The sequence below is a fragment of the Sorangium sp. So ce887 genome, assembly GCF_051521455.1.
Classification (GTDB): Bacteria; Myxococcota_A; Polyangia; order Polyangiales; family Polyangiaceae; genus Sorangium.
Map to the genome: position 1 here is coordinate 11029609 of NZ_CP150354.1, position 23710 is coordinate 11053318.

Below are 23710 nucleotides of genomic sequence, written 5' to 3' on the forward strand. Positions count from 1 at the left end.
AGACGACGGGCCTGCCGCGGTCAGCGGTAGGAGAAGCGCACTTCGTGATCGCAGATCCGGAAGAGGTCGCCCTCGACGATGGCCTTCCGGGCGATGCGCTGGCCGTTGTACTCGACGCCGTTCGTCGAGCCCATGTCGACCATGTAGTACTGGCCGTTCAGGAACTCGACCATGGCGTGCTGGCGCGACACGTTCGGGTCCTTGATCGTCAGATCGCTCGACTGCTTGCCGCGCCCGATGATGAACCGGTCCTTGTTCACCACGAACCGCTGCCCCGCGTAGAACGCGGCGAGCGCCGGGCCAGCGGGGATCTGGTTCGGCATCCCCATGGCCATCGGCGGCGGGCCCGGCATGCTGCTCGCCGCCTGCGGCGGAACGCCGTACGGCGGCGGCGCCATCGGCGGTCCCATGGGCGAGGCGTACCCGGCGGCGCTGCTCAGCGGCGGCGGCGGCGGCCCCGAGCGGCTCACCGAGCCGCCGGGCATGCTCTGGCGCCCGCCGGGGTTCGTGGCCTGCGACGGGAGCGGCGGCGGCGCGCCGAGACGGGTCACGCTGGTCGGCGGCGGCGGCGGGCCGCCGACGCGGCCCGGGATGGGCGGCGGAACGGGCAGGCTGGGCCGCTTCCCACCGGCATTGCTGCTGCCGGGCGGCGGCGGCGGTGGCGGCGGCGCGCCCGGCCGGACCGGCGGCGGTGGCGGCGGCGTCAGCGCCGGCACCGGCGTCGGCCCCGGCCCCACGGGGGGCACGCCGTACGGCGGCGACGGCGCGCCATAGGCAGGCGCGATGGCCGGGGCACCGTAGGCCGCCCCCACGGGCGTCGGCTGCTGCTGCAGGGCGACCATCGAAGGCCCGCCCGGTCCGTAGGGCGGCGGCGAGCCGGGCGTCATCAGCCCGGGCGGCGGGGGCGTCGCGGCCGGAGGCACCGCGCTGGGCTGATGAGCGTGCGGGACCGCCTGGTGTCCAGAGCCGGGCGCCGCGTCGACCCTCGCGGGCGGCGGAAAAGGCGTGCGCGGGCTGTAGCTTCGCTGCCGCGCGTACTGCTTCATCGACTCGTTGATGAGGTAGTCGATGGAGCACTCGAGCTCGCGCGCCATCTGCTCGAACGTCTCCCAAAGGACATCGCGACACTGGAACGTCCGTGCGCTTTTCTTGTTCGGATCCGCGCTCATCTCTACCCAACGATATCGGAGGATGAATTGCGCTGGGAAGCCTCCTCCCGGCCTCTTCCCTGCAAGCACCTGATGGCTCTGGACCGCGCCGAAAGCGCGCTGCGACCGCAAACATGCCCGCGCGAGATCCGCTGAGAGCCCGCGCAGCCCGCCGTGAAACCTGCGCCCCGACCGCCCTTCGCGGCGAGGGCGAAGCGCTGCGGGCCCGGCGCGAAGGGCCGCGCTGGCATCGCGGCGGGATCGCCCGAAGATCCCGCGTGCTGCGCCGGCGCTCGCGTCACTTCTTCTCGCCCTTCTCGATCTCCGGCTTCCTCTCCTGCATGGCCGGCTGGATGCAGTACTGAACGAACTCGCCGACGGTCTTCACTTCCCTGAGCTCACGCTCGTTCGACCCCTCTTTCGACACCTCGCACGCCCACTTGCAGTCCGGATCGGCCTCGCAGACCGGCGCGCGCGTGGTGTCGCCCTCGAGCGCCTTGACCGCTGGGAGATCGGCGGTCGTGCCGAAGGTGAAGTAGTAGGCGATCGCGCTCGTGCGCGCCGGCCCCGAGCCCGCGGCGAAGTGGCTCTTCAGGGCCTCGACGGGCGAGCCCTCCTTCAGATCGCCGAACGCCGCGCCGTACGTGAGCGCCTCGGGCATGGCGAACCCCTTGCTGTCGGGGAGCCTGCTCATGAACTCGTCGATGTGCTTCACCGTCGACATCTTCAGGATGGTCGCGGCGGCGGCGCGGCGGATCTTCCACTTGTCGGTCTTGAACAGGCCGTAGAGCTTCTCGACGACGAGCTCGCGCGGCATCTCGCCGACGCGGCGGAAGGCCTGGTCGAGCACCACATCGGGCGCGTCCGCGGTGGCGATCTCGAGGATGCGCTGGATGTCGCTCGGGTTGTTGCGGTCGAGCCGGCCTTCGAGCGCGGCGAGGGCGGCCTGGCGGCGCTTCTCGGGCTGCTCCCTGTTGGCCGCGAACCCGAGGAGGAAGTCGACCGACGGCCTGCCGCCGAGCTTCTTCATCGAGCCGAAGACCCGGAAGAGCTCCTCCTCCTGGTACTGCGCGAGCTGCGCCTCGAACTGCTTCTCGGTGGGCTCGAGCTTCGACGCGGCGTTCGCCGCCTGGAGCTCGGGCTTCTTCACGTCGACCCACTCGCTGGAGGTGACGAACTTCGCGATGGAGACGAGGTTCGCCGAGGCGGCTTCCTTCGTCGGCGGGTCGCCGTACTCGGCCACGAGCGACGCCATCTGGTCGAGCCGCTTCGCCTCGCGGGTCATGAGCTTCGGCAGCCCGGCCACCGCGGGCGGGCCGATGAAGCGCAGGAGCTGCTCCATCCCGTACGCCTGCGAGCGGTCCTCGAGCCGGTGCTCGAAGTCCGCCATCGCCCAGTCGATGAGCGCGGCCTTGAGCCCCTCCTTCAGCGCCTCGTCCGCGATGATCACGGTCCGATCCGACGTGAGCATCGCGTACGCGGCGTCCTTGTAGGGGAACGACGTGTCCGGCGGGAGCGGCTGCCCCGGCTGCGCGACGGGCGGCGGCTTCCTCAGCTCGGCGATGATCGACGGCACGAGCGCGGCCACGATGGACTGCCGGGCCTCCGGCGCCATGGTCGCGAGGGTCTCGACCATGATGCCGATGCCCACGCGCCGGCCCTGCCGCGGCTTCATGCGGATGAGCGACGTGGCCGCCTCGATGCGGAGCGAGTTGTCGTACTTGTCGTGAAACAGCACCGCCCTGAGCTTGTCCGGCCCGTGCGCCGTGGACTCCCACCGGTGGATGTCGTTCTCGTTGACGCGGCACCCGCTGGTCGCGAGCCCCACGCCAGCGGTCGCGAGGCACAGCAAAAGAAGGCCCGCAGCGCCGACGCGCCGCCCTGCTCGTTCGACAGTTTCCATGCACGTCCCAGGAAGGTCGGGATGGTACCGCCCGCAGCGCTCTGTTTGAAAGAATTTCAAGGCCGGGAAGAAGGGAGGTCGAACAAAGTTTGCGCGAAATGCGGCCAGAACTCCAGCGCGGCGGCGTCCTCCCCTGCCTGACAGGCCTCCCAGACTTCTTGCCCCCGGGGTGGAGTGCGCATATGTGAGCAAGGTAGGTTTAGGTAGGCATGAACGTCCCTTTGTTCGCTCCTCGCCGTGCCCAGCCCGTCGCCGGCCTTGGCGAGCCCTTGCGCTCCGGGGCGCGTGGCGCCGCACGGACCAGCCCGGCGGGGGTCGCGGGTCCTGCGGCGCCGCCGGGGCACAGCTATGCCCGCGATGCGGCGGCGCTGGTCCTCCTGGTGTCCGCCTTGTACAGCGCGCTGGCGCTCGCCTCATTTCGTGCGGATCCGCTGCGCCCGGAGATCTCGGGCGACGACTGGGTGGGGCCGGTGGGCGCGGCGCTCGCGGGGGCGTCGGTCGAGACGGTCGGGGTCATCGCGTGGTTCGTCCCGCTGGAGCTCGCGCTGCTCGCGATGCCGCTGCTCGGGGCGAAGCGCTCGATCGCCAGCCTGTTCCGGCTGAGCGGCGACATCGTGGTGGTCATCGTGCTCGCGGCGCTCGCGCACGTCGCGTTCCCGCAGGCGGTCGCGTTCGGCGCGATGCCGCTCGGCGGGGCCGTGGGCGAGCTGTTCGGGGAGGTGCTGCGCGCGCTCTTCTCGAACATCGGGTCGTACATCATCGGGCTCACCGTCGTCGCGCTCATCCTGATGGGCCGGGCGACGTTCTCGTTCATCGAGCTGGCGCACCGGGCCGAGCAGCTCGCGGTGGCGATCGCCGTGCGCGTCGCCGGCTGGGCGCGCGCGCTCTTCGGGGCGTGGGCCGCGGCGCGCGACCTGGAGCGGCGGGAGGGCGCCTCGGCGAAGGAAGCGCCGCCGATCATCGCGCGCAACTCGAGCCCCGACGCGATCATCGCCGCGCTGGCCGACGACGCCGACGAGCCGCTCTCGGATCCCGCCGCGAGGACCACGCCCGTCGAGCCGGCCCAGGTCGAGGCGCCGGCGCTCGACCTCTGGAAGAGCGCGCCGACGAGCGCCGCCCCCGAGGAGCCGGCGGCCCCGCCGAAGCCGCGACGCGGGCGGAAGGCGCAGGCCAAGGAGCCGCGCGAGGCGGCGCAGCAGGACGCCGAGGCGAGCGAGGTGGTGCCTCACAGCGCCGAGCCGCACGAGGTGGTGATCCACGGCGGCGAGGCGCACGAGGTGGTGCTGCGCGGCGCCGAGCCGCGCGAGGTGGTGCTGCGCGGCGCCGAGCCGCGCGAGGCAGCGGAGCAGGTCGACGAGCCGCACGAGGTAGCCGAGCCGGACGACGAGCCGCGCCAGGTGGTGATGCGCAGCGCCGAGCCGCGCGAGGGCGCACGGCGCGGCGCCGAGGCGCGCGAGGGTGCGCAGCGTGGGGCTGCGCGGCGTCGCGCCGCGCCCCCGAGAGAGCCGCGCGGCGCCGCGTTCCCGGAGGACGGCGACGAGTCGCCTTTCGGAGGCGAGGCTCACCTCTTCGAGGGGGATGCGCACCTGGACGAGGACGACGCGGAGGATCGCGCGGCGCTCGATCTGGCCGACGAGGAGACCTCGACCGCGTTCGCTGAGCCGGAAGCGCTCGACGTGCCCACCCCGTCGCCCATCCTGCCCGTGCGCGGGCCGCGCGAGGTGTCGATGCGCGAGCCGGACGCCAGGCCCGCGCACCGCGACCTGCCCCCGCGCGAGCCGCGCGAGCCGGACGCCCGGGCCGTGCACCGCGAGCTGCCCGCGCGCGAGCCGGACGCCAGGCCCGCGCACCGCGAGCTGCCGCCCGCCGGCGGGCCGGAGCGACCGCACGGCGCCGCGCCGCGCGCCCCGACCATCGTCGATACGAGCCGCGAGCTCGTGAGCGAGAAGCCGGCCGTGGTGAAGGTCGTCCCGGCCGCCGGGGCGGGCTTCCGCCTGCCGATCACGGACATGCTCGAGGCGGCCGCGGGCGGACGCATCCAGCTCGACGCGGATCAGCTCAAGGCGACCGCGCAGCTCCTCGAGAAGACGCTCGCCGACTACGGCGTCAGCGGGAAGGTCGAGGAGATCCACCCCGGGCCGACCGTCACGACGTTCGAGGTCTCGCCAGCCGCCGGCACCAAGGTCTCGAAGGTGGCAGGCCTCGCGGACGACCTCGCGCTCGGCCTCTCGCGCAAGGTCCGCATCGTCGCCCCCATCCCAGGGAAGAACCGGATCGGCTTCGAGATCCCGAACGAGCACCGCCAGCCCGTCAACCTGCGCGAGCTCGTCGAGGATCGCCGCTTCCTCGAGATGAAGGCGCCGCTGCCGTGCGTGCTCGGCCGCGACATCATCGGGACGCCGTACTTCGCCGACCTCGCGTCGATGCCGCACGTCATCGTCGCGGGCGCGACCGGCGCGGGCAAGAGCGTCGGGCTCAACGTGATGCTGGTGAGCCTGCTCTTCCGCAAGACGCCGGACGAGCTCCGGCTCCTGATGATCGATCCCAAGGTCGTCGAGCTCGCGCCCTTCGACCGCATCCCGCACCTGCTCCTGCCGGTCGTGACGGACATGAAGCAGGCGGCGAACGCGCTCAAGTGGGCCGTCGACGAGATGGAGCGCCGGTACCAGCTCTTCGCGAACGCGGGGACGAAGAACATCACGACCTACAACGCCTGGGTCGAGCGCGTGCAGCGCGGCGAGGCGCGCCCGCCGAGGCCCCCGGCCAAGGTGAGCGCGATCGGCGCAGACGGGCTCGAGGTGGAGATCGACGCCGCGAAGGACGGGTCGGACGCGGCGCTGCCGGAGAAGATCCCGTTCATCGTGATCGTGGTCGACGAGTTCGCCGATCTGATGATGCAGCAGGGCAAGGACGTGGAGGCGAGCGTGGCCCGGCTCGCGCAGAAGGCGCGCGCCGCCGGCATGCACGTGATCCTGGCGACGCAGCGGCCGAGCGTCGACGTGATCACCGGCATGATCAAGGCGAACTTCCCCACGCGCATCGCCTTCCGGGTCGCGCAGAAGGTGGACAGCCGCACGATCCTCGACGAGCAGGGCGCCGAGCACCTGCTCGGCCGCGGCGACATGCTGATCAAGATGAACGGCTCGAACGACACGCGCCGCGTCCAGTGCCCGTTCTGCTCCGAGGAGGAGGTCCAGAAGATCACCGACTTCCTCCGGCTCCAGGGCGAGCCGGTCTACGACGAGGCGATCCTCCGGCCCCGGGACGACGAGGGCGAGGAGCCCGACACCGCCGACGCGGAGGCCGATCCCATGTACGACGCCGCGGTGCGGATCGTGGCCGATACCCGGCGCTGCTCGACCTCCTGGCTGCAGCGCAAGCTCGGCGTCGGCTACAACCGCGCGGCCAAGCTGGTCGAGGCCATGGAGAAGCGCGGGCTCGTCGGACCGGCGAACGGCGCCAAGGATCGCGAGGTGCTGATCGCGCCGATCTGACCCTTGTGCAATTTTTCTTGACGCCGTTTCGTAATGCGTGTTGGCACGCCGTCGACCTGCGCGCGCGGTCCAGATCGGATGTTGAGGAGAGCACATCGCCGGCCTTTCCGCCGCCGAGGCCGCGCGACAGCGTGGCGGTTCTTTTGACTTTCCCGTTCGAATGCTTCATGGAGCACGCAGGATGGCGCCTGAGGAAACGCGCACGCGTCTGATCGCCCAGATCGCGAGCCTCCTGAAAGAAGGAACGATGCCCGCAGACGCCCGCGCAGCGGGGCTGACGCTCATCGGCTGGCTTGCGAGGCGCATGCCCGGAGAGGCGGCGTCGCGGGACGGCGTCGAGGAGATGCGCCGTCGCGCAGCGGTCCTGAGCTGCCCGCCGCGACGCATGGGCGGGCGGCGGTCCACCTGAGCGTGCGGCGCTGAGCGTGCGGCGCTGAGCGGGGCACAGACGCCGCGCGCTCAGATGCCGTACGCGGCGCGGATCCTGCCGGCAATCTGGCCGACTGCCCCTACGGGAGCGCGGCGCTCGCCTCAAGTCCACGAAGCGTCGCGCCGGCCCCGCGGGTACGCGCCAGCGCCCTGGGGGCCGGCGGCCGCGCACGGCGACGAGAGGACCGAAAGCGACATCAGTATCGTAATTTGTACGAGCCGTATCGAGCGCGGCTAAGCTCTTGGTGGCGCGGCTTTCCGCGCCGTGGGGCTCGCGCGACGTTCGAACCGGGACGTCGGCTCGCTCGGTATCATGGGTAAACGGCCGCAGTGGGGCCTGTGATAGGTGGTGTTGCTCATGGCGAACCGCGTGGTCGCCCTCCCCGAACCGCACCCGAATGACGATGAAGATGTCGTGTGGGGGATCTCCACGGCCAGCGCGCTGTGGGCGCGCGGCGAGCGGCGCGACGCCATCGTGTGGCTGCGACGCGCGGCCGACGCGGCCGGGGCGGCCGCGCAGCCGTTCCGCGCCTCGGAGCTCGGGCTGTGCGCGACGGCGCTCGAGGAGGTGATGGCCTCGGAGGTCGGGCAGCCGAGCGATCCCGATCTCCTGGAGACGATCACCGGCGAGGACGACGACGAGCCGTCCCCTTCCGATGAGGAAGCTGACGAAGCTCCTCCGTCCGACGAGCAGACCTGGCGCCGCCGCCTCTCGCTCGGCGCAGAGCTGCGCGCGTCGATGCCCTCGATCGAGATCGATCTGTTCGAGCCGCTCTCGGAGCCGGAGCTGGCCGCCGAAGCGGAGCGCCTGCCGGCGCCGTCACGGCCGGCGCCGAAGCTTCCTCCGGGCGCGAAGGAAGGGCCGGCCGCCGCGGGCCGACCGATCGCGCCGTTTCCCCCCGCGCCTGCCGGGCATTCGCAGGGAAGCGCGTCGCAGCCCCCGCCTCCCCCGCCGCCGATGGCGCATCGGCCGGCGCAGCAGCCGACGGGCGGTGCTTTCCCGCAGCCTGCGCCGTACGCGCAGCCGCCCGCTGCGCCGTACCCGCAGCCGCCCGCTGCGCCGTACCCGCAGCCGCCCGCCGCGCCGTACCCGCAGCCGCCGACGCGGGTCGCACCCTCCACACCGCCGCCGGCGCCCAACGTCCAGGCCGGCGCCCTTTATCGGAGTCAACCACCGCCGGCACCTCCGCTACCTGTCGCGCCGGTGGCGAACGCCATCGCGCCGCTGCCTCCACCGCCAGGGGCTCCGTCGTTCAGGCCGCAGATCACCACGGATCCGCATTCGATCGCGACGCAGGCCAAGACGCAGAGCGCGCAGCCGCCCGCCCCGGTACCGCCGCCGGCCGTACCGCGAGGAGCATCCCCGCGGCCATCGTCGGCCCCCCCTCGCCCTTCCCCGGCACCGGTGCTGCCGGAGCGGCCGGCCGCCCTGGCTTCGTTGCCGGAGCACGGCCGGTCCGACACCACGATGGGGTCCCCGCCGCCCCCGCGCCGCGCCGGGGCACGCGCCACGAGCGAGCCGCCGCCCGCGGCGCCGCTGCCTCCGCCAACGTTCTCCGCGCTTCCGGCAGCAGCCCTCGCCGCGCCACCACCGCCGAGGTTCATCGCGGAGCCGCATTCGCCGCCAGCGCCAGGAAGCGCCGCGCCCGCGTCGACACCGCCGCACCCGCCATCCTTCGGGCCGCCGCCGGCACCGCCGCACCCGCCATCCTTCGGGCCGCCACCGGCGCCGCCCGTCGGGCTTCCACCGGCACCGCCCGTCGGGCTTCCACCAGCGCCGCCCGTCGGGCTTCCACCGGCGCCGCCCGTCGGGCTTCCACCGGCGCCGCACCCACCGTCGTTCGCGCCCCCGCGCGCGCAGCCTCCGCCCGCGCCGCTCCCGCGCCCGCAACCGCTGCCTCCACCCGCTGCGTCTCTGCACCCGCAGGTGCTGGCCCCGCCAGCGTCGCCGCAGTCGGTCGCGCCGCCGCTGCCTCCGCCGGCTGCGCTGCCGCCGCCCGCCGCACCGCCGCACCCGCCGACGCTGCCTCCGCCGGCGCCGCCTCCGCTCGCGACCACCGCTTCCGCTGCGCCGCCGCTTCCGCCGCACCCGCCGACGCTGCCTCCGCCGGCGCCGCCTCCGCTCGCGACCACCGCTTCCGCTGCGCCGCTTCCGCCGTTCGCCGCGCCGCCGCACCCGCCGACGCTGCCTCCGCCGGCGCCGCCTCCGCTCGCGACCACCGCTTCCGCTGCGCCGCCGCTTCCGCCGCACCCGCCGACGCTGCCTCCGCCGGCGCCGCCTCCGCTCGCGACCACCGCTTCCGCTGCGCCGCTTCCGCCGTTCGCCGCGCCGCCGCACCCGCCGACGCTGCCTCCGCCGGCGCCGCCTCCGCTCGCGACCACCGCTTCCGCTGCGCCGCCGCTTCCGCCGCCCACCTCGCCGCCGCACTCGCCGACGCTGCTTCCGTCGGTGCCACCGCCGTCACCCACGCTGACCTCCGCCGCGCCGGTGCCGCCTGCGGCGCCACTTCCGCCGCCGGTGGCGCAGTCGCCGTCTGCGCCGGCATCCGTTGCGCCGCCGCCGCCTCCGGCGCCCGTGGCGCAGCCGCCGTCCGCGCCGCCGCTGGCCGCACCGCCTCCCGCCGCGCCTCCGGCCTCCACCGCTTCGTTGCCGCTGCCGCCCTCGACATCGCCACATGTCCCGAGCCCGGCAGCGCCCACCGAGCAGCACGCGCCGGACGACGACGTCGTCGGCGAGATCCTCGTCGAGGATCAGGTCCCGACGCCCGCCCCGGCCCGCGCAGACACGGCCGCTCCGGCGCACGCAACGACTGGCTCGAGAAGGAAACCCCGGGAGCCGATCCTCGATCCGTGGTCCGACGACGCGGAGATAGCCGCGCCACCTCGGCCTCCCCAGGAAACCATCACGCCGAGCGGCGACACGTACCTCGTGGCTCGCCGGCCTCCCTCGACGCCGCAGGCCGAAGACGAGGAGGAGGAGGTCATCACCTCGGCAGCACCGCTCGATCTGACGCTCAAGCGGAAACCGAACTCCGCGCGACCTCCCGCGCCTCCGGCACCCGCAGCGCCACGCCCCCGCTCAGCGACGCCCACGGGAAGCGAGCCGCCCGGACACCTCGGAGCCTCCGCCGACGACGTTCCCTCCAAGGACGCCGGCGCGCCCGCGATCCCTGCCGGGAAGATCGAGCCTCCTGCGAGCACGGAAGCGCCGCTCCCAGCCTCGACGCCCGACGGGACCGTCATCATCGAGCTCTCCGACCACGATCTCGACGCTCCGACGTCGTCGCGGCTCGACAGCCCATTCCCCGCGCCGCAGGCAGCGGGGCAGGACAGCGACCTGCTGGCGAAGGCCGGCCTGCCTCTCGGCGAGCCCACCTCCGGCGGCGCCGCGGACCCGGCGCAGCGCCCGCTCGATCTCGATGCGGCGACCGCCGAGCCCGAGGCGGAAGAAGAGCTGCTCGACGACGCGGACATCGCGCTCGAGGAGGAGCCCGCGGCCCAGGCGGCCGCTGGCGAGCCGCTGCCGGCGCTCGCTGCCGACGCGCGCGCGACGGCGGCGGTCGACGCCCCCCTCGCGACCGACGCGGCGCGGCCCGAGGAGGTGGCGATGGAGCGGCCCCGAGCGGACGCAGGCGAGGCCGTCGACCTCGCCGGGGTGGCGCTCGACGCACCGCACGGCGCGCCTCCGGACGCAGGAACGATCGCGGCCCTCGACATCGACCCGGAGATCGCGCCGGCTCTGCCGCAGCCGGACGCGGCCAGCGCCGCGCCGGCCGCCGCCGGCGCCGCAGCCCTCACCGGCCGTGACCTCGAGCAGATCGAGGCGTTCGCCGATCTACCCGAGGAGACGCACGACGAGCTCGCGCTCGCAGCGCACGTGGAAGACCTCGCGTCCGACGAGGAGCTCGCCGTCTACGGCGCAGCGCTGGTGCTCAGCGGCAGCGCCGCCGTGTGCGCGAACATCGTCGATACGCCCGCCGAGCGCGCCGCCATCAGGGCGCTCGTGCCGTCCCGCGGCACGCTCGAGGAAGGCATTCCGCTGCGCGTGGTCGCCGGCGCGGGCGGCGCGCGGGTGGCGATCTGGGACCAGGCGACCATCGACAACGCGCTCCGCACCTGCCCCTGGGTCGTCGACGAGCTGCGCACCGTCGCAGACCGGCTCCAGTCGCTCGCCGGCGCCACGATGGGGCCGCTCGGCGAGCTCGAGGAGACGCTGCTGCGCCGGGTCCTCGACCGGCTCCGCCTGCGCAGCCTGGAGCCCGGCGAGCAGCTGATCCACGCCGGCAATCCCATACCCGGGCTCGTGATCGTCGGCGCCGGCGCGCTGGAGCTGGTCGCGGAGCGATCGCAGGAGATCGCCGGCACCACGAGGCCCGGTGAGCTCCTGTTCGCCGCCGAGCTGCTCGGAGGCCAGCCAGCGCCGACGATCGCGCGCGCGGCCGGATGCGGCGCGCTCGTGCTCATCGCCGACCACCCCGTGCTGCGCGAGCTGTTCGAGAGCACGCCGGAGCTGCTCTCCATCCTCGCGCAGTCCATCTCGCTGAACGCCCAGGGCAGCTGAAACGGCAGGAGAACCACGCCGTGCACGGGTGGCAGGCCGGCCGCGTCGCTGGCGGCACGCCCGCGCGCCCCGTGACGTGGGCACAGCTGCCCGAGGCCGCGAGCCGCGCCCGAGCCGCGCCTAGACCGCGCCCGAGCCGCGCCTAGAGTCGGCCTCGGCCTCTCACCGGACGCAGCGGCCGTGCGCGCGCGGCGTCCTGCTCCAGCTCGACGGCCTCGGCGGGCTCCTCGTTGACCTGCCAGACGAGCTCGCTGTTGCCCTGCGCTCCGGCGAAGCGGAGACCGAACCACCTCGCGCTCGGCGAGATCGTCGGCCTGCCCTCCGCGGTCGCGCGCGGGAAGCGGATGCGGAACGCCTGCCGCCACACCGTGTTGTACGGGAAGTAGGTCCGCTCGAGCGCGTTCGGCTTCGTGATCGCGACGATCTCCTCGGGCGCCGTCTCGTTCCCCGTGTCGTCGATCAGCCGGACGATCCACGCGCTGTTCGGCGTCGAGAGGTCGTTGTACTTGCGCTCGCCCCCGAAGATCGCGACGAAGAACTGGTGGCGCTGGCGCGTCTCCTCCAGCGTCTTCTCGAGCAGCTTCTGCCGCTGCTCGATCGTGAGCCGGTAATCCTGCGCGTAGCGGGCCACGTAGGCCCAGCGGAAGTCCCACGACTCGAAGGTCGCGGTGGCGGTGAGGAAGTTGTCGAGCTCCGAGAGCGCGAACAGGTGCTCCGTGCGCGTCCACGTGCGCAGCACGTTCTCGTAGTCCGTCGCGACGTACTCGCGGGGCCCCTCGTTCAGGTTGACGAGCTGGGTCGAGCAGCCGGTCGACCCGAGGAGCGCCGCGACAACCAGACCGCGCCGGAGCCATGCTGCAGTGACCACGCGGCCAGGGTACCCAGCACCCGCGCTGGATGCACGCACTCGAACGAGATCCCCGCGCCTTCGCCGGCGGGAGCGCGCGGCGGGCGCGCCCCCGCGCGAGGGTGCGCCCGCCCCGCGCTCACCGGGGCGCCGATGGCGCAGCCGTCGGGAAGGTGAACCCGACGCTGAGCCGCGCGGCGTAGTACGAGGCGACGTCGCCGCGCAGCGGGGTCGCGACCGGCAGGAGCACGCTCAGCGCCGGCTGCACGTTCGCCAGGATGAAGCGGATGCTCGGCGAGATCGCGAACGTCGCGCGCTTGTCGTCCGGCAGGTCCTGCGTCAGCTGGTAGACCTCCCACAGCTCCAGGCCCACCCCGACCGGCCGCGCGAGCCGATAGCCGAAGTAGAACGCGGTGTGCGCCGTGACGTCGGTGCGGCGCTCACCGGACCTCAGGCCGCGCACGACCAGCGACCAGTCGATGCCCTGCCTGAGCTGGAAGATGAACGGGCCGGTGATGTGCCGCATGTCGAACCAGGGGCGGAACGTCAGCGTGAGCTCCCGGAAGCGCGTCTCGTCCCACGGCCGCACCACGCGCGCCGTCCGCAGCACCTCGGCCTCGGCGGGCGAGACGTCGCGCGGGACTGGGAGCACGATGCCGAAGCCTCCCCCGGACGCGAGCCCGCGCACGCTCGACCAGACGCCCCGCCCGTAGAGCTCAGGGCTCCCGAGCAGGATCGACCGCTCGACCCCGGGGACGCTCGCGGCGGCGCTGTCATGCACCGCGCCGACGAACCACTTGCGGGGAACGAGCGGCACTTCCATCTCGCCGTGCGAGTACCAGGCGTAAGCGTTCCTGCCGCCCGCCCGGCTCGTCGCCTCGAGCTCGATCACGGCCGCCGTGTACTCGAAGGTGAAGGTCGGGTCGCGCAGCGTGAGCCCAGGGAGCGTCGGAGGCGCGGGGACGTCGAAGACGGCCTGCTCTTCCTCGTCGGACCACGCGCCCGAGCCGGGCGGCGCAGCCAGCGCGGCGCCCGTCCCGCCGGCCAGCGAGAGGAGCGAGAGGCACGCCGCCGCGCGGGCGAGGCGCCCGGCCGACGCCCGAACCCGCGCGGGCAGCCTCGATGCCACGGGGAAACGCGGCTCGACGCTACTTCGACCCGAGGCCGAAATCGTTCGCCGTGACGTAGAGCATCAGCCCGATCAGCATGAACACGCCGACCAGATGGATGTGCGCCTCGATGCGGGCGTTCGGCCGGCGCCGCGTGGCGGCCTCGTAGAACAGGAACATCAGGCGGCCGCCGTCCAGGGCCGGGAACGGGATCAGGTTGAACGCGCCGAGGTAGGCCGAGAGCAGGCCGAGGAACTCGAGCCCCTCGGCCCAGCCGCGCTTGGCCGCGTACGCCGTCTCCTCGATCATCCGCTTCGGGCCACCGAGCTCACCCTCGACCTTGCCCGTCAGATACTGGCCGAGCCCGACGACCAGGCTCTGCACGACCTTCGGCGGCTTCGTCACGGCGAGCACCGCGGCCTCCTTCGCGGTCACCGGAGTCGACCGGATCGGCCCGATGGCCATCACGCCGATCTTGCCCGAGCCGTTCTCGTTCGTCGGGGTGACCGTGGCCTGGACGCGCTCGCCGGCGCGCTCCACGACGACGTCGAGCGGCCGGCCGGGGCTGTGGGAGATGATCTCCGCCATCTTCTCCCAGTCCTGGACCGGGGTCCCGTCGATCTCGACGATGCGGTCGCCGTCCTTGAGGTTGGCCGCCGCCGCCGGCATCCCGGCGACGACGCCGATGTCTGTCAGGCGGTAGGGCTTGCCGCCCGTCATCAGGCTCGCGAAGAAGAGCACCGACGCGAACAGGTAGTTGGCGAGCGGACCGGCGAAGATCGCGGCGATCCGGCCCATGAGGCTCGCGTTCGCGTAGCTGCCCTTGTCCTCGGGGTCGATCTCCTCGAGCGGGTTCATCCCCGCGATCTGCACGTACGCGAGGAAGGGGATCATCGCGACCTGGAACACGGTGGGGCCGTGCTTCACCGGGTCGTGACGCCAGAGCCGCACGCGGACCTTGTCCGCGGCGGTCGTGAACCAGAAGTACCCGTCCTTCGGGACAACCTTGAAGAAGGTGGGGCCGAAGCCGATCGAGAACTTCAGGACGCGCATCCCGTAGGCGCGCGCGGCGAAATAATGCCCTCCCTCGTGGACCACCATGAGCAGGGCGAGCCCGAGGATGCCTACGAAATACCAGCCGACCATCTCCGGCTAGTCTAACCAGGGTGGGCCCCATCCGCACGTGCCCGATGTCCACCCCGTACGCCTACCCCGGCAAGATCTCGCCGCCCACGGCGGAGGCCGGGCGCTCCGCCCCCCGATCCCCGCGGGCAGCAGGACAGCGCCGGGGCGGCTCAGCCCGCCGGAGGACCGGCGCAGAGCAGCTCAGCCGACGAAGAACGACGCGCCAACGCTGAAGAAAGGATAGCCGATCCGCATGGTCAGCGCGAGGTTGTCGTTGAAGTGGTACCGGCCGCCGACCATGGTGACGAAGTCGAGCCACACCTCGTTGTAGAACCCATCGGTCCGGATGACAGCGCCGAGATCGGCGAACGCGCTCCACTTATCGTTGAAGAAGAAGTTCCACTGCATGGTGACCGGACTCCAGATGGTGAAGTCCTGGCGGCAGTACGTGCAGTTGGTGAAATCCAGGCCGAACGAGATGCCGACAGTGTTGTTGAGCCTCGGGATGAAAGCCGGATCGGCGAGCTCGATGGTGGCCCTGAAGCCGAGGCCGAACTCGGGATCGCCGAAGTTGTCGTAGTACCTGTTGTACCCGCGCCGCAGACCGTAGTCGCGGTGCATGAAGACGAAGTTCCCGTGCGGCTCGAGCTCGGCCACGTAATCGGGGTGATCGTTCGGATTCTTGATGTTCGCCTGCGCTTCGGGCGCGAGCGTGAGGAGGGTGGCGCCAGCGAGAGCGACACTCACGAGCGAGGGGAGCGCTTTCATGAGCTCTTCGTACCAAAGGAACGGCAGCGAAGGAAGCGAACGGCCACGGGCCCGGGTCATGACGGCCGCCGCTGGAAGGCGATGTCGCACCTCGCGCGGCGCGCTGCGCCCCGAGCGGAGCGCGCCGCGGCGCCGGACGCGAGCCCTCGACGCTACGCGAGCCCTCGACGCTACGCGAGCACGTCTAGCTGAGCCGCGCGCTTCGGAGTAAACAGAGCGCGGCGCCGCCTCAGCCCGCGCGCCGCGGCGGGCGCGGCCTTCCCCGGAGCGTCGAGATGAGAGGAACGACAAGCGTCATCCAGCTGGCCCGTGGGTGCGCGCGCATCGTCGGCGCGCTCGTCGCGGCCGCCGCCCTCGCCTGCAGCGCCACGATCCAGGTCGCGGGGCCGCCGCCCGAGGGGCCGGCGCGGCCGCCGGCGCCGCAGAAGAAGCAGCCCGCGCCGGCCGAGGCCGCCGCGCCGCCGGAGCCGCCGTTGCCCGCGGCTGTAGAGCCGTTCGTGAAGACGCAGGACTCCGACGAGTGGGTGAGCCAGACGCTGAAGCTGCAGAGACGCTACGAGCGCGTCCTCGTCGTCGGCGCGCCGGCCCCCGCCGCGATCCGCGTCGCCTCGCTCGATCTGAACGCGCGCGACGCCGCGGCCGAGCCGCAGGATCTCCCGGTCACGCGCGCGTTCGCCACGCTCCAGGACGCCGCGGACGCGGCCCGGGGCGGCGACCTCATCGCGGTGTTGCCCGGCGCATACGCGGGGTTTTCGCTCGGCGACAAGCCGAGCGCCGGTCAGGGGCGCTACATCCATTTCAAGGCGATGGGGCGCCCGGGCGAGGTCGTGATCCACCGGGGATGCGCCGCCGACCCGAACTGGATGATCTACCTGAAGAGGGCGCACCACGTGGTGATCGAGGGCTTCCGCCTCGCCGGCAGCAGCGGGCCCGGCAGGCAGAGCGCGGGCACGCCGAAGGCGGGGATCATGGTCGACGGCGCGTTCGGCGAGACCGGCAGGCTGGCGCACCACATCGCGCTCGTCGGCAACTTCTCGCATCACCATCGGACATGGGGGTTTCACTCCACCGACAGCCACACCGTCCTCCTGCAGGACAACCTGTTCGCCTTCTCTGCCGCCGAGCACGGCGCCTACGTGTCCGACGGCTCGGACAACTACGTGGTGCGTCGCAACGTGTTCTTCGGCAACAGCGCGAGCGGGTTCCAGGCGAACCTCGATCCGGAGGCCTCGCTCGACGCGGTGCTGGAGCACCCATCGTTCCGGGGCTATCCGCGCAGGGAGCCGACCCGCGCCTGGGCCGCGGGGCTGATGAAGCTCGCGACGGACCGGTTCGGCGAGCACGGATTTCCGGACGGCCGGGGCGTGAACTTCATCATCGAGCAGAACGTCATCAACGGCAACGGGCGCCTGGGCGGCGGGGCGATCAACCTCGCCGGGGCGTCGGACTCCGTCATCCAGAACAACCTCATCTATGGCAACCTCGGCAGCGGGATCGCGCAGTGGGACAACGGGAACCCGTTCGACCAGGCCTATGTGGAGCCGGGCCCGCGCTCTCCGGAGCAGGTGAGCGGCCCCGACGCGCTGCCGCTCTGGGGCTGCCGCAACAACCTGATCCGCAACAACACCGTGGTCATGAACAGCAGGGGCCGGCCCGCGCTCCAGTGCGGCAACGGGAGCTGGGGTTGCCGGCTGCGGAACAACATCTTCGTCAGCGACGACTCGCCCTCGATCGAGGTGCTGAGCACGAGCATCTACCGGTTCGACGCGGGCCACAACGTGGTGACCCAGGTGAGCTACGGCGGGATGCCGAACGGGCTGAAGCGCCTGGCGGCAGCGCTGCCGGAGACGCGGGCGATCACGGGCATCACGCGCGCGCGGCTCGCGGCGGAGGTGGTGCGCGCAGGCGAGGAGCCGTGGGTGATCGTGGAGGGGAGCTGGTGGAAGCTCAACCCGAGCCGCCCGGATTTCAGGCCGAAGCGGTCGTCGAAGATGCTGCTCGGGCAGGGCGACGCGCGCGAGGTGCCGTCGCGGGATCTGCTCGGCGAGAAGCGCGGCGGCGCGGATCTCGGGGCCTTGTCGCCGGGGCCGCCCTGAGGGGCGCGGCGGCGCGGCCGTCGGGGGTTCGGGCGGGGCGAGGCGATGAGCGCACCGCGATCCCGCGCAGCAGCGCGCCGGGCGCGTGTACACTCCGCCTCGTGCCGTCCGTGCCGCGCCGCGATCGCCTCCGGGATCGCCTCTCTCGCCTCCGGGCCTTCCTGTCGACGAGGTCCTCGCTCCCCCGGCGCTCTCGGTCACGACGCGCGAATCCAGGCTTGCTCGCCGCCCTGGCATGGCTCACCGCGTGCACCGGGCCGGGCGAGGGCGGCGGCAGCCCGGCGACGAAGATAGACGCTCCCGGCCAGGTGCACGTGGCGCGCGTCGCCGAGGGGACGGCACTTGCCGCGCCTTCCGCGCCCGCGGCGGCTCCGGCTCCCGCCGCGCCGGCGCCTGCCGGCAGCGCGCACGCCGGCGCGGCCATCCTGGGCGGCGCAGCCCCCGAGCCCCCGCCGGTCGCCGGCAGCGCGAGCGCCGCCCCGGCCGAGGCGCATCCGCCCGGCCCGGCCGGCGCCGCGCCCGCGGTCTTCCCTCCGCGACCGCTCGGGCTCACGCTGGCGCTCGGGCCTTGCCCGGCCGACATGGCCCTCGTCGGCGGCTTCTGCATCGACCGGTACGAGGCGCACCTGGTCACCGACGCCGGCGGGGAGCTCGCCGTCCACCCGCATTTCAAGCGGCCCGAGGCGGGCGTCCGCTACGTCGCCCGCAGCGAGGCCGGCGTCTTTCCGCAGGCGTACATCAGCCGCGTCGAGGCCACCGCCGCGTGCGCCGCCGCCGGCAAGCGCCTCTGCACGCGGCGTGAGTGGCAGCGCGCCTGCCGCGGCAACGGCGTCCACCGCTACCCCTACGGCCCTCACGGCGAGCGCGAACGGTGCAACACCGGCAAACGCCACCTCCTGAGAGAGCTCTTCGGCGACCACCCGCCGGGCGGGTGGAGCTACGAGCGGCACTTCAACAGCCCCGAGCTCGACCAGAAGCCGGGCTTCCTGGCGCGGAGCGGCGATCACGCCGGCTGCGCCAGCGAGCTCGGCGTCCACGACATGGTCGGGAACCTGCACGAGTGGGTCAGCGACATGGTCGATCACGAGCTCGTGATGCGCATGCAGACCGAGGGCGTGGCGCGCCGCGATCAGCCCTGGCACGAGGGCAGCGGTGTGTTCATGGGCGGCTTCTTCAGCACGACCAGCGAGCTCGGCCCCGGGTGCTACTTCACCACGATCGCCCACGAGCCTGCCTATCACGACTACTCCACGGGATTCCGCTGTTGCGACAGCGTCGACGTCCCGGCAACGCCGGAGTCGGACGGGGCGGTCAAGCGCGACGGCGGCTGACGGGGCGGCTGTCCTCAAGCCACGACAGGAACAGGGCACCTCCTCCAGATATCCGCCCTCTCGAGGACCACGAGCGCGGCGGTGACGACGGGAGAGGCGCGCAGCGCCCGCCGCTCACGCCGCGAACATCCGGTCGAGCACCGTCCTCGGCGCCCCGCCCTGCAGGATCGTCTCGAGCGCCTCGAACACCCCGCCGTCCACCTTCCGCGCCCTCGCGAACGCCACGACGCGCGGGATCAGCGGGATCGCCTCCACGCGCAGCCTGGCCTCCGCGACCGCCTCGTCGAGCGTCCGCCCGCGCGCGAGGGCCTTGCCGAGGATCACCTCGGGGCGGCTCTCGAGCCGGATCGAGGCGAGCAGGTCGCCGTAGCCGCCGAGCCCCAGCATCGTCCGCTCCTCGGCGCCGGCCGCGGCGGCGATGCGCGCCGCGCCGTCGACCGCCCTCGAGATGAGCGCGGCGAGCAGCCCGGGCCCGGCGCCCGCCTGCTCGGCGAAGCCGACGCCGACCGCGAGGCAGCCGACCAGCGCCGACGCCCACTCCAGGCCCTGCAGATCCGGCGTCGTGTAGACACGGAGCGCGTCGGACTGGAACGCCGCGGTCACCGCCGCGTGCACCTCGGGGAACCGCGAGCCGCACACCATCGCCGAGGGGCGGCCCTCCCGCAGCTCGTCCTCCTGGATCGGGCCGCCCAGCGCGCCCACCCGGCGCGCCGGGGTCTCCTCGCGCACCAGGTCCGAGACGGTCTTCAGCGCCTCGCCCTCGAGGCCGCGCACGCCGTGGATCACGAGGTGCGAGCCGTCCATGTGATCGCCGAGCGCGCGCAGCGCCGTCCGGGCCGCGTTCGACGGCACCGCGATGACGAGCAGCCGCGCCCGGGCGACCTCCGCGTGGTCCCGCACGATCCGCGGACCGTCGTTGATCTGCGGGTGCTCGCGGCGGGTGAACAGGAGGACCTCGGCCCCGGTGCGGCTCGCCGCGAGCGCCAGCGCCACGCCCCAGAAGCCGCCGCCGATGACCCCGACCGAAGGCGCCGGACGCGCGCTCACCGGCCACCCCCGGCGCCGTTCATCGAGCCCGCGCGCGCGCCCGCGGCGCCGCCGCGCGACGAGGCCGCGCCGCGATCGTCGAGCGGCGGCGGCATCGCGGAGGGCGCGAGCGGCGGGAGCGGCGGCTGGACCTGCAGGCCGGAAGGGACGCCGGGCGGCGCGATCACGTCCCACGCCACCCCGTGGGCGGCGAGGCGATTCTGGTAATAAAAGAGCAGGTTGGTGTCGCAGATGGCGATGCCGTCGGGCCGCGAGTCGAGCACCGGCGACGAGTGGTAGCCCGCGAAGGCGCGCAGCGCGCGCTCGACGATGTCCCCGCCCGAGCCGAGCCGGACGTCCTCGCCCAGCACGATGCACCCCTTCTGCTCGAGCGCGCGCAGGCGCTCGCACAGGGCCATCACGTCGGCCGCGAGGTCGTCGCGCGGCACGGTGAGCACGTCGCGCTGGCGGAGCACCGTGAAGAGATCCGCGGCCGGCGCGTGGCTGCGGAGCCGGGCGAAGCTCGCCGCCGCGACGACGTGCGTCGCCATGACGACCGTGTCGCGCGCGTACGCCCGGCAGATCTCCTCGCCGAGCTCGCGGGCGTACTGGACGTCGCGCGCCGCGTCGATGACCGCGGCGCCGTCCTGGTTCTTCACGTAGCTCGCCGGGTCGACCTCGCGGCCGCGCGCGTCGAACGAGCGGCCGAGCTCGTCGACCCGGTTGCCGAACGGATCGAGCGGCTCCGAGAAGCGGATGACCACCGCGGCGTTCATCGCGAGGAGCTTGCGGAGGAACGAGGCGATCCGGCCGATCCGGCTCGACTCATCGTCCTCGATGATGAAGCGGCCCTTGCCGGCCTCGGAGAGGAAATCGGCGATGAGCGTCTCGGCCTCGAGCGTGATGAGGTAGTTGATCGTGGCCGGGACGAAGAAGACGCGGCGCTCGCGGCCGCTGAGCAGCGTCCGCGTGTAGGCCTCGAAGGCGCTGCCGACAAGGCCCAGCTTGAGCCTCCGCTCCACGCCGCCCGAGCGCGACCGCGTGCCCCCGGGGAAGAACAGCGAGTGGTAGCCGCGCTCCAGGAGCACGCCCGAGTACGTCTTCAGCACGTCCTTGTAGAGGTTGTGCCGGATGCGCCGATCCACGCGGTAGGCGCCGAGGTTGTGCATGAAGAACGAGAGGACCGGGTTCGTGAACAGGTTCTTTCCGGCGCCGTAGGTGGCGGGCGGCAGGCCGGCGCGCTCGAGGGCGTAGCCAAACATGATCGAGTCCATGTTCGACATGTGCGTCGGGACGTAGACCGCGGTGCCGCGCTGCACGAGCGACCGGAGCTTCGCGAGCGGGCCCTGCACGAGCACCCGGTCGGCGAGCAGCTCCAGGCTGATGAGCTTGCGCGGGTCACGGACCACGGTCACGAGCTTCCGCGGCGCGAGCAGGGCGCTCACGACCGGCGGCAGGAGCCGCGAGGACAGCTGGTAGACGCGCGGGTCGAAGTTCCCCGCGATGTCCCACGCGTACTCCTCGGCGAGCTCCCGCAGGCGACGGCGGCGCTCCGCCTCGTGCATGCGGCCGAGCGAGCGGGCGAGCCGCTGCCACTCGGTGAGCTCGCGGACGTCCTGCGGCTTCCGGGACCCCTCGAGCCGCTTCGCCTCCTGGTACGCCGCCTCGTTCATGGCGAGCAGCGGATCCCTCGTGGCGCCGAGGACCCGATCGACCACGGTACGCACGATCTCGTCGCGCGCGTCGTTGAACCCGAAGATGGGAGCGCGGGAGTCCATGGGCCTAGTCGTATAGAAATCAGGCCGCGGGCGCGAGCGGAATGCGGCCGCGCGCGACGTCGTCAGTCAGCGGTAATCGTCCTTCGCGCGCCGCACGGCGGCGAACACGTCGGGCAGCGTGGGCCCCGGGAAGCGGGCCTGGACGGACCGCTCGCTGCAGCGCAGGAACGGGTTCGTCGCGAGCTCCTCGGCGATGGTGCTCCCGACCGTGGGCTCGCCGCGCTCGCGCGCCGCGCGGGCGGCCGCGAGCTTCTTGCGGATGGCCTCGTTCTCGGGCTCGACCGTCTCGGCGAAACGGAGGTTGTTCACGGTGTACTCGTGACCGCAGAAGACGCGCATGTGCACCGGGAGGGCGGCGAGCTTGGAGAGCGAGGCGTGCATCACCTCGGGTGTGCCCTCGAACATGCGGCCGCAGCCGCCGATGAAGAGCGTGTCGCCGGTGAACACGACGTCCTCGACGCAATAGGAGACGGCGCCGAGCGTGTGGCCGGGGACGTGCAGCGGCCGGAGCGTGAGGCCGGCGATCTCGACCGGCTTGCCCTCCTCGACGTGCTCCGTCTGCGCGGGCACGCGCCCGACGTCGCTCGCGTGCGCGTAGACGGGGAGGTCGCCGTAGCGCTGGCGGAGCGCCTCGTTGCCGCCGACGTGATCGTGGTGGTGGTGCGTGTTGACGATGGCGACCAGGCGGAGCTGCTCGCGGTCGAGCGCCGCGACGATCGGCTCGGCCTCCGACGGGTCGATGACGATCGCCTCGCGCCGCCCGTCCGCGGCCACGAGGTATGCGTAGTTGTCGCTGAGGCAGGGCACGGGGAGGATGCGCATGGGCGAGAAATATAGTGCGGCGCATGCGGGGAGCCGGTGAAAAACTCGGGGCAGAGAACGTAAGGGGGCGTGAGGGGGCGCGCTTGTCGACCTCGATCGGATCCGCGCGCGGGATGATAACGCTGGCGGGTCGCCTCGCGCCGTGACGCGCGCGCCGTCGTGTGGCAGAGGGGCCGTGCATGGCGTCCGCCGAGCCCTCTGTCCGCTACCGCATCGGCGTCGATGAGAACGGCCTCGGCCCGCGGCTCGGTCCGATGGTGGTGACGGCCGTCCTCTCGCGCGTCACCGAGGCCGGCTGGCAGACCGCCGGCAGCGCGCCCCGCGGCGCCCTCGCGCAGCGGCTCGGCGACTCGAAGCAGCTCGTCGCGCACGGGGACGTCTCGCTCGGCGAGGCGTGGGCCCGCGCGCTCGTCGCGCGCGGCTGCGGCCGCACGGCGACGGCCGGCGACCCGTCGTCGGTCGACGAGCTGCTCCACGCCGTCTCGCTCGACGACCGCGCCGCGCTGCGCGCGCTCTGCCCGGGCCACGTCGAGGCGCAGTGCTGGTCGGCGGAGGGCGAGGCGTTCACCGCGCCGGACAAGCTGCTGCGCACGGTCTGCCGCGACCTCGACAAGCTCGCGGAGAAGGGGGTCGAGATCGTCGCCGTGCGCTCGATGCTGCTCTGCGTGAAGCGGATGAACGACGGGGTGCGCGCCGGGAAGAACCGGTTCGTGCTCGATCTCCACGCGATGGAGCGCCTCATCCTCGAGCTCGGCGGCCTCGCCGGCGCGGAGGTCTTCGCGGTGTGCGGCAAGGTCGGCGGCTTCGGCAAATACGGGTCCGCGTTCGGCCCGCTCGCCGGGAGGCTGCACCTCGTGCTCGAGGAGGGCCGCGCCCGCAGCGCCTACCACTTTCCCGGCCTCGGCGAGATCGCGTTCGTCCGCGACAGCGACGCCTCGGATCTTTGCGTCGCGATGGCGTCGATGGTGGGCAAGTACGTCCGCGAGGCGCTGATGGAGCGGGTCGCGCGCCACTACCAGCGCGCGGTCCCGGGCCTGCACGGGGCGAGCGGCTACCACGATCCGGTGACCTCGGCGTTCATCGGGGCGACCCGGCTCGTCCGCCGCGCGCGCGAGATCCCCGACGACTGCTTCGAGCGGCGCGCCGCCGAGGGGGCCGCCTCGCTCGAGCGCGGCGGCCCGTGATGTCGAGGCCGGCGCCGCGCTAGGCGGGCGCCGCGCCAGGCGGCATGCGCGCCGCGCCCGCGAAACCGGCGGCCCCGCGCGGCGTAGGA

15 protein-coding genes are annotated in these 23710 nt (G+C 73.1%); 5 read left to right on the forward strand and 10 right to left on the reverse strand.

Annotated elements, in window-relative coordinates:
* Positions 1 to 20: 20 nt before the first annotated feature.
* Positions 21 to 1169 carry an FHA domain-containing protein gene (locus tag WMF36_RS41375; RefSeq protein WP_437576325.1) on the reverse strand — a complete coding sequence of 383 codons (1149 nt, stop codon included), beginning with the start codon at positions 1167 to 1169 and terminating at the stop codon, positions 21 to 23.
* Between the two features lie 277 nt (positions 1170 to 1446).
* Positions 1447 to 3051, reverse strand: a complete 1605-nt coding sequence (locus WMF36_RS41380) for a hypothetical protein (protein WP_437576326.1) — start codon at positions 3049 to 3051, stop codon at positions 1447 to 1449.
* Positions 3052 to 3260: 209 nt separating this feature from the next.
* Here WMF36_RS41380 and WMF36_RS41385 point away from each other — a divergent pair, with 209 nt between their 5' ends.
* Entirely contained in the window at positions 3261 to 6545 is a 3285-nt protein-coding gene (locus tag WMF36_RS41385; RefSeq protein ID WP_437576327.1) for a DNA translocase FtsK, read from the forward strand.
* Positions 6546 to 8141: 1596 nt separating this feature from the next.
* Here WMF36_RS41385 and WMF36_RS41390 read toward each other — a convergent pair.
* Complete coding sequence (locus WMF36_RS41390) at positions 8142 to 9614, reverse strand: hypothetical protein (RefSeq protein ID WP_437576328.1); 1473 nt, start codon at positions 9612 to 9614, stop codon at positions 8142 to 8144.
* A gap of 7 nt (positions 9615 to 9621) precedes the next feature.
* Between WMF36_RS41390 and WMF36_RS41395 the strand changes: the two genes are divergently transcribed.
* The gene (locus tag WMF36_RS41395) at positions 9622 to 11535 is read left to right on the forward strand and encodes a cyclic nucleotide-binding domain-containing protein (RefSeq protein WP_437576330.1); all 1914 of its coding nucleotides are present in this window, start codon (positions 9622 to 9624) and stop codon (positions 11533 to 11535) included.
* Positions 11536 to 11677: 142 nt separating this feature from the next.
* On the opposite strand, the gene WMF36_RS41400 is transcribed toward WMF36_RS41395, so the two are convergent.
* The 4 genes from WMF36_RS41400 to WMF36_RS41415 all read right to left on the reverse strand — a co-directional run bounded on the left by WMF36_RS41400 (position 11678) and on the right by WMF36_RS41415 (position 15384).
* Positions 11678 to 12403 (reverse strand): hypothetical protein, encoded by a 726-nt coding sequence (locus WMF36_RS41400; protein ID WP_437576331.1) that lies wholly within the window; start codon positions 12401 to 12403, stop codon positions 11678 to 11680.
* A 118-nt stretch (positions 12404 to 12521) separates the two neighbouring features.
* Entirely contained in the window at positions 12522 to 13511 is a 990-nt protein-coding gene (locus WMF36_RS41405) for a hypothetical protein (protein ID WP_437576333.1), read from the reverse strand.
* Positions 13512 to 13530: 19 nt separating this feature from the next.
* Positions 13531 to 14637: a M50 family metallopeptidase gene (locus WMF36_RS41410; RefSeq protein ID WP_437576334.1), complete on the reverse strand. Its 1107-nt coding sequence runs from the start codon at positions 14635 to 14637 to the stop codon at positions 13531 to 13533.
* A gap of 180 nt (positions 14638 to 14817) precedes the next feature.
* Positions 14818 to 15384 (reverse strand): hypothetical protein, encoded by a 567-nt coding sequence (locus WMF36_RS41415; RefSeq protein ID WP_437576335.1) that lies wholly within the window; start codon positions 15382 to 15384, stop codon positions 14818 to 14820.
* A gap of 275 nt (positions 15385 to 15659) precedes the next feature.
* On the opposite strand from WMF36_RS41415, the gene WMF36_RS41420 reads away from it, so the two are divergent.
* Together WMF36_RS41420 and WMF36_RS41425 are read left to right on the forward strand one after the other, a co-directional pair.
* The gene (locus tag WMF36_RS41420) at positions 15660 to 17480 is read left to right on the forward strand and encodes a right-handed parallel beta-helix repeat-containing protein (RefSeq protein WP_437576336.1); all 1821 of its coding nucleotides are present in this window, start codon (positions 15660 to 15662) and stop codon (positions 17478 to 17480) included.
* Positions 17481 to 17698: 218 nt separating this feature from the next.
* Positions 17699 to 18811, forward strand: coding sequence for an SUMF1/EgtB/PvdO family nonheme iron enzyme (locus tag WMF36_RS41425; RefSeq protein ID WP_437576337.1), 1113 nt, complete (start codon positions 17699 to 17701; stop codon positions 18809 to 18811).
* 114 nt (positions 18812 to 18925) lie between these two features.
* On the opposite strand, the gene WMF36_RS41430 is transcribed toward WMF36_RS41425, so the two are convergent.
* The 3 genes from WMF36_RS41430 to gloB form a co-directional block, all read right to left on the reverse strand.
* A complete protein-coding gene (locus WMF36_RS41430; protein WP_437576338.1) occupies positions 18926 to 19858 on the reverse strand; it encodes an NAD(P)-binding domain-containing protein in 933 nt (310 codons plus the stop codon).
* The gene (locus WMF36_RS41435) at positions 19855 to 21615 is read right to left on the reverse strand and encodes a 1-acyl-sn-glycerol-3-phosphate acyltransferase (protein WP_437576339.1); all 1761 of its coding nucleotides are present in this window, start codon (positions 21613 to 21615) and stop codon (positions 19855 to 19857) included. The genes WMF36_RS41430 and WMF36_RS41435 overlap by 4 nt, the downstream gene beginning before the upstream one ends.
* Before the next feature lie 66 nt (positions 21616 to 21681).
* Complete coding sequence (gene gloB / locus WMF36_RS41440; protein ID WP_437576340.1) at positions 21682 to 22437, reverse strand: hydroxyacylglutathione hydrolase; 756 nt, start codon at positions 22435 to 22437, stop codon at positions 21682 to 21684.
* 179 nt (positions 22438 to 22616) lie between these two features.
* On the opposite strand from gloB, the gene WMF36_RS41445 reads away from it, so the two are divergent.
* Positions 22617 to 23621, forward strand: coding sequence for a hypothetical protein (locus WMF36_RS41445; protein ID WP_437576341.1), 1005 nt, complete (start codon positions 22617 to 22619; stop codon positions 23619 to 23621).
* Positions 23622 to 23710: the final 89 nt, after the last annotated feature.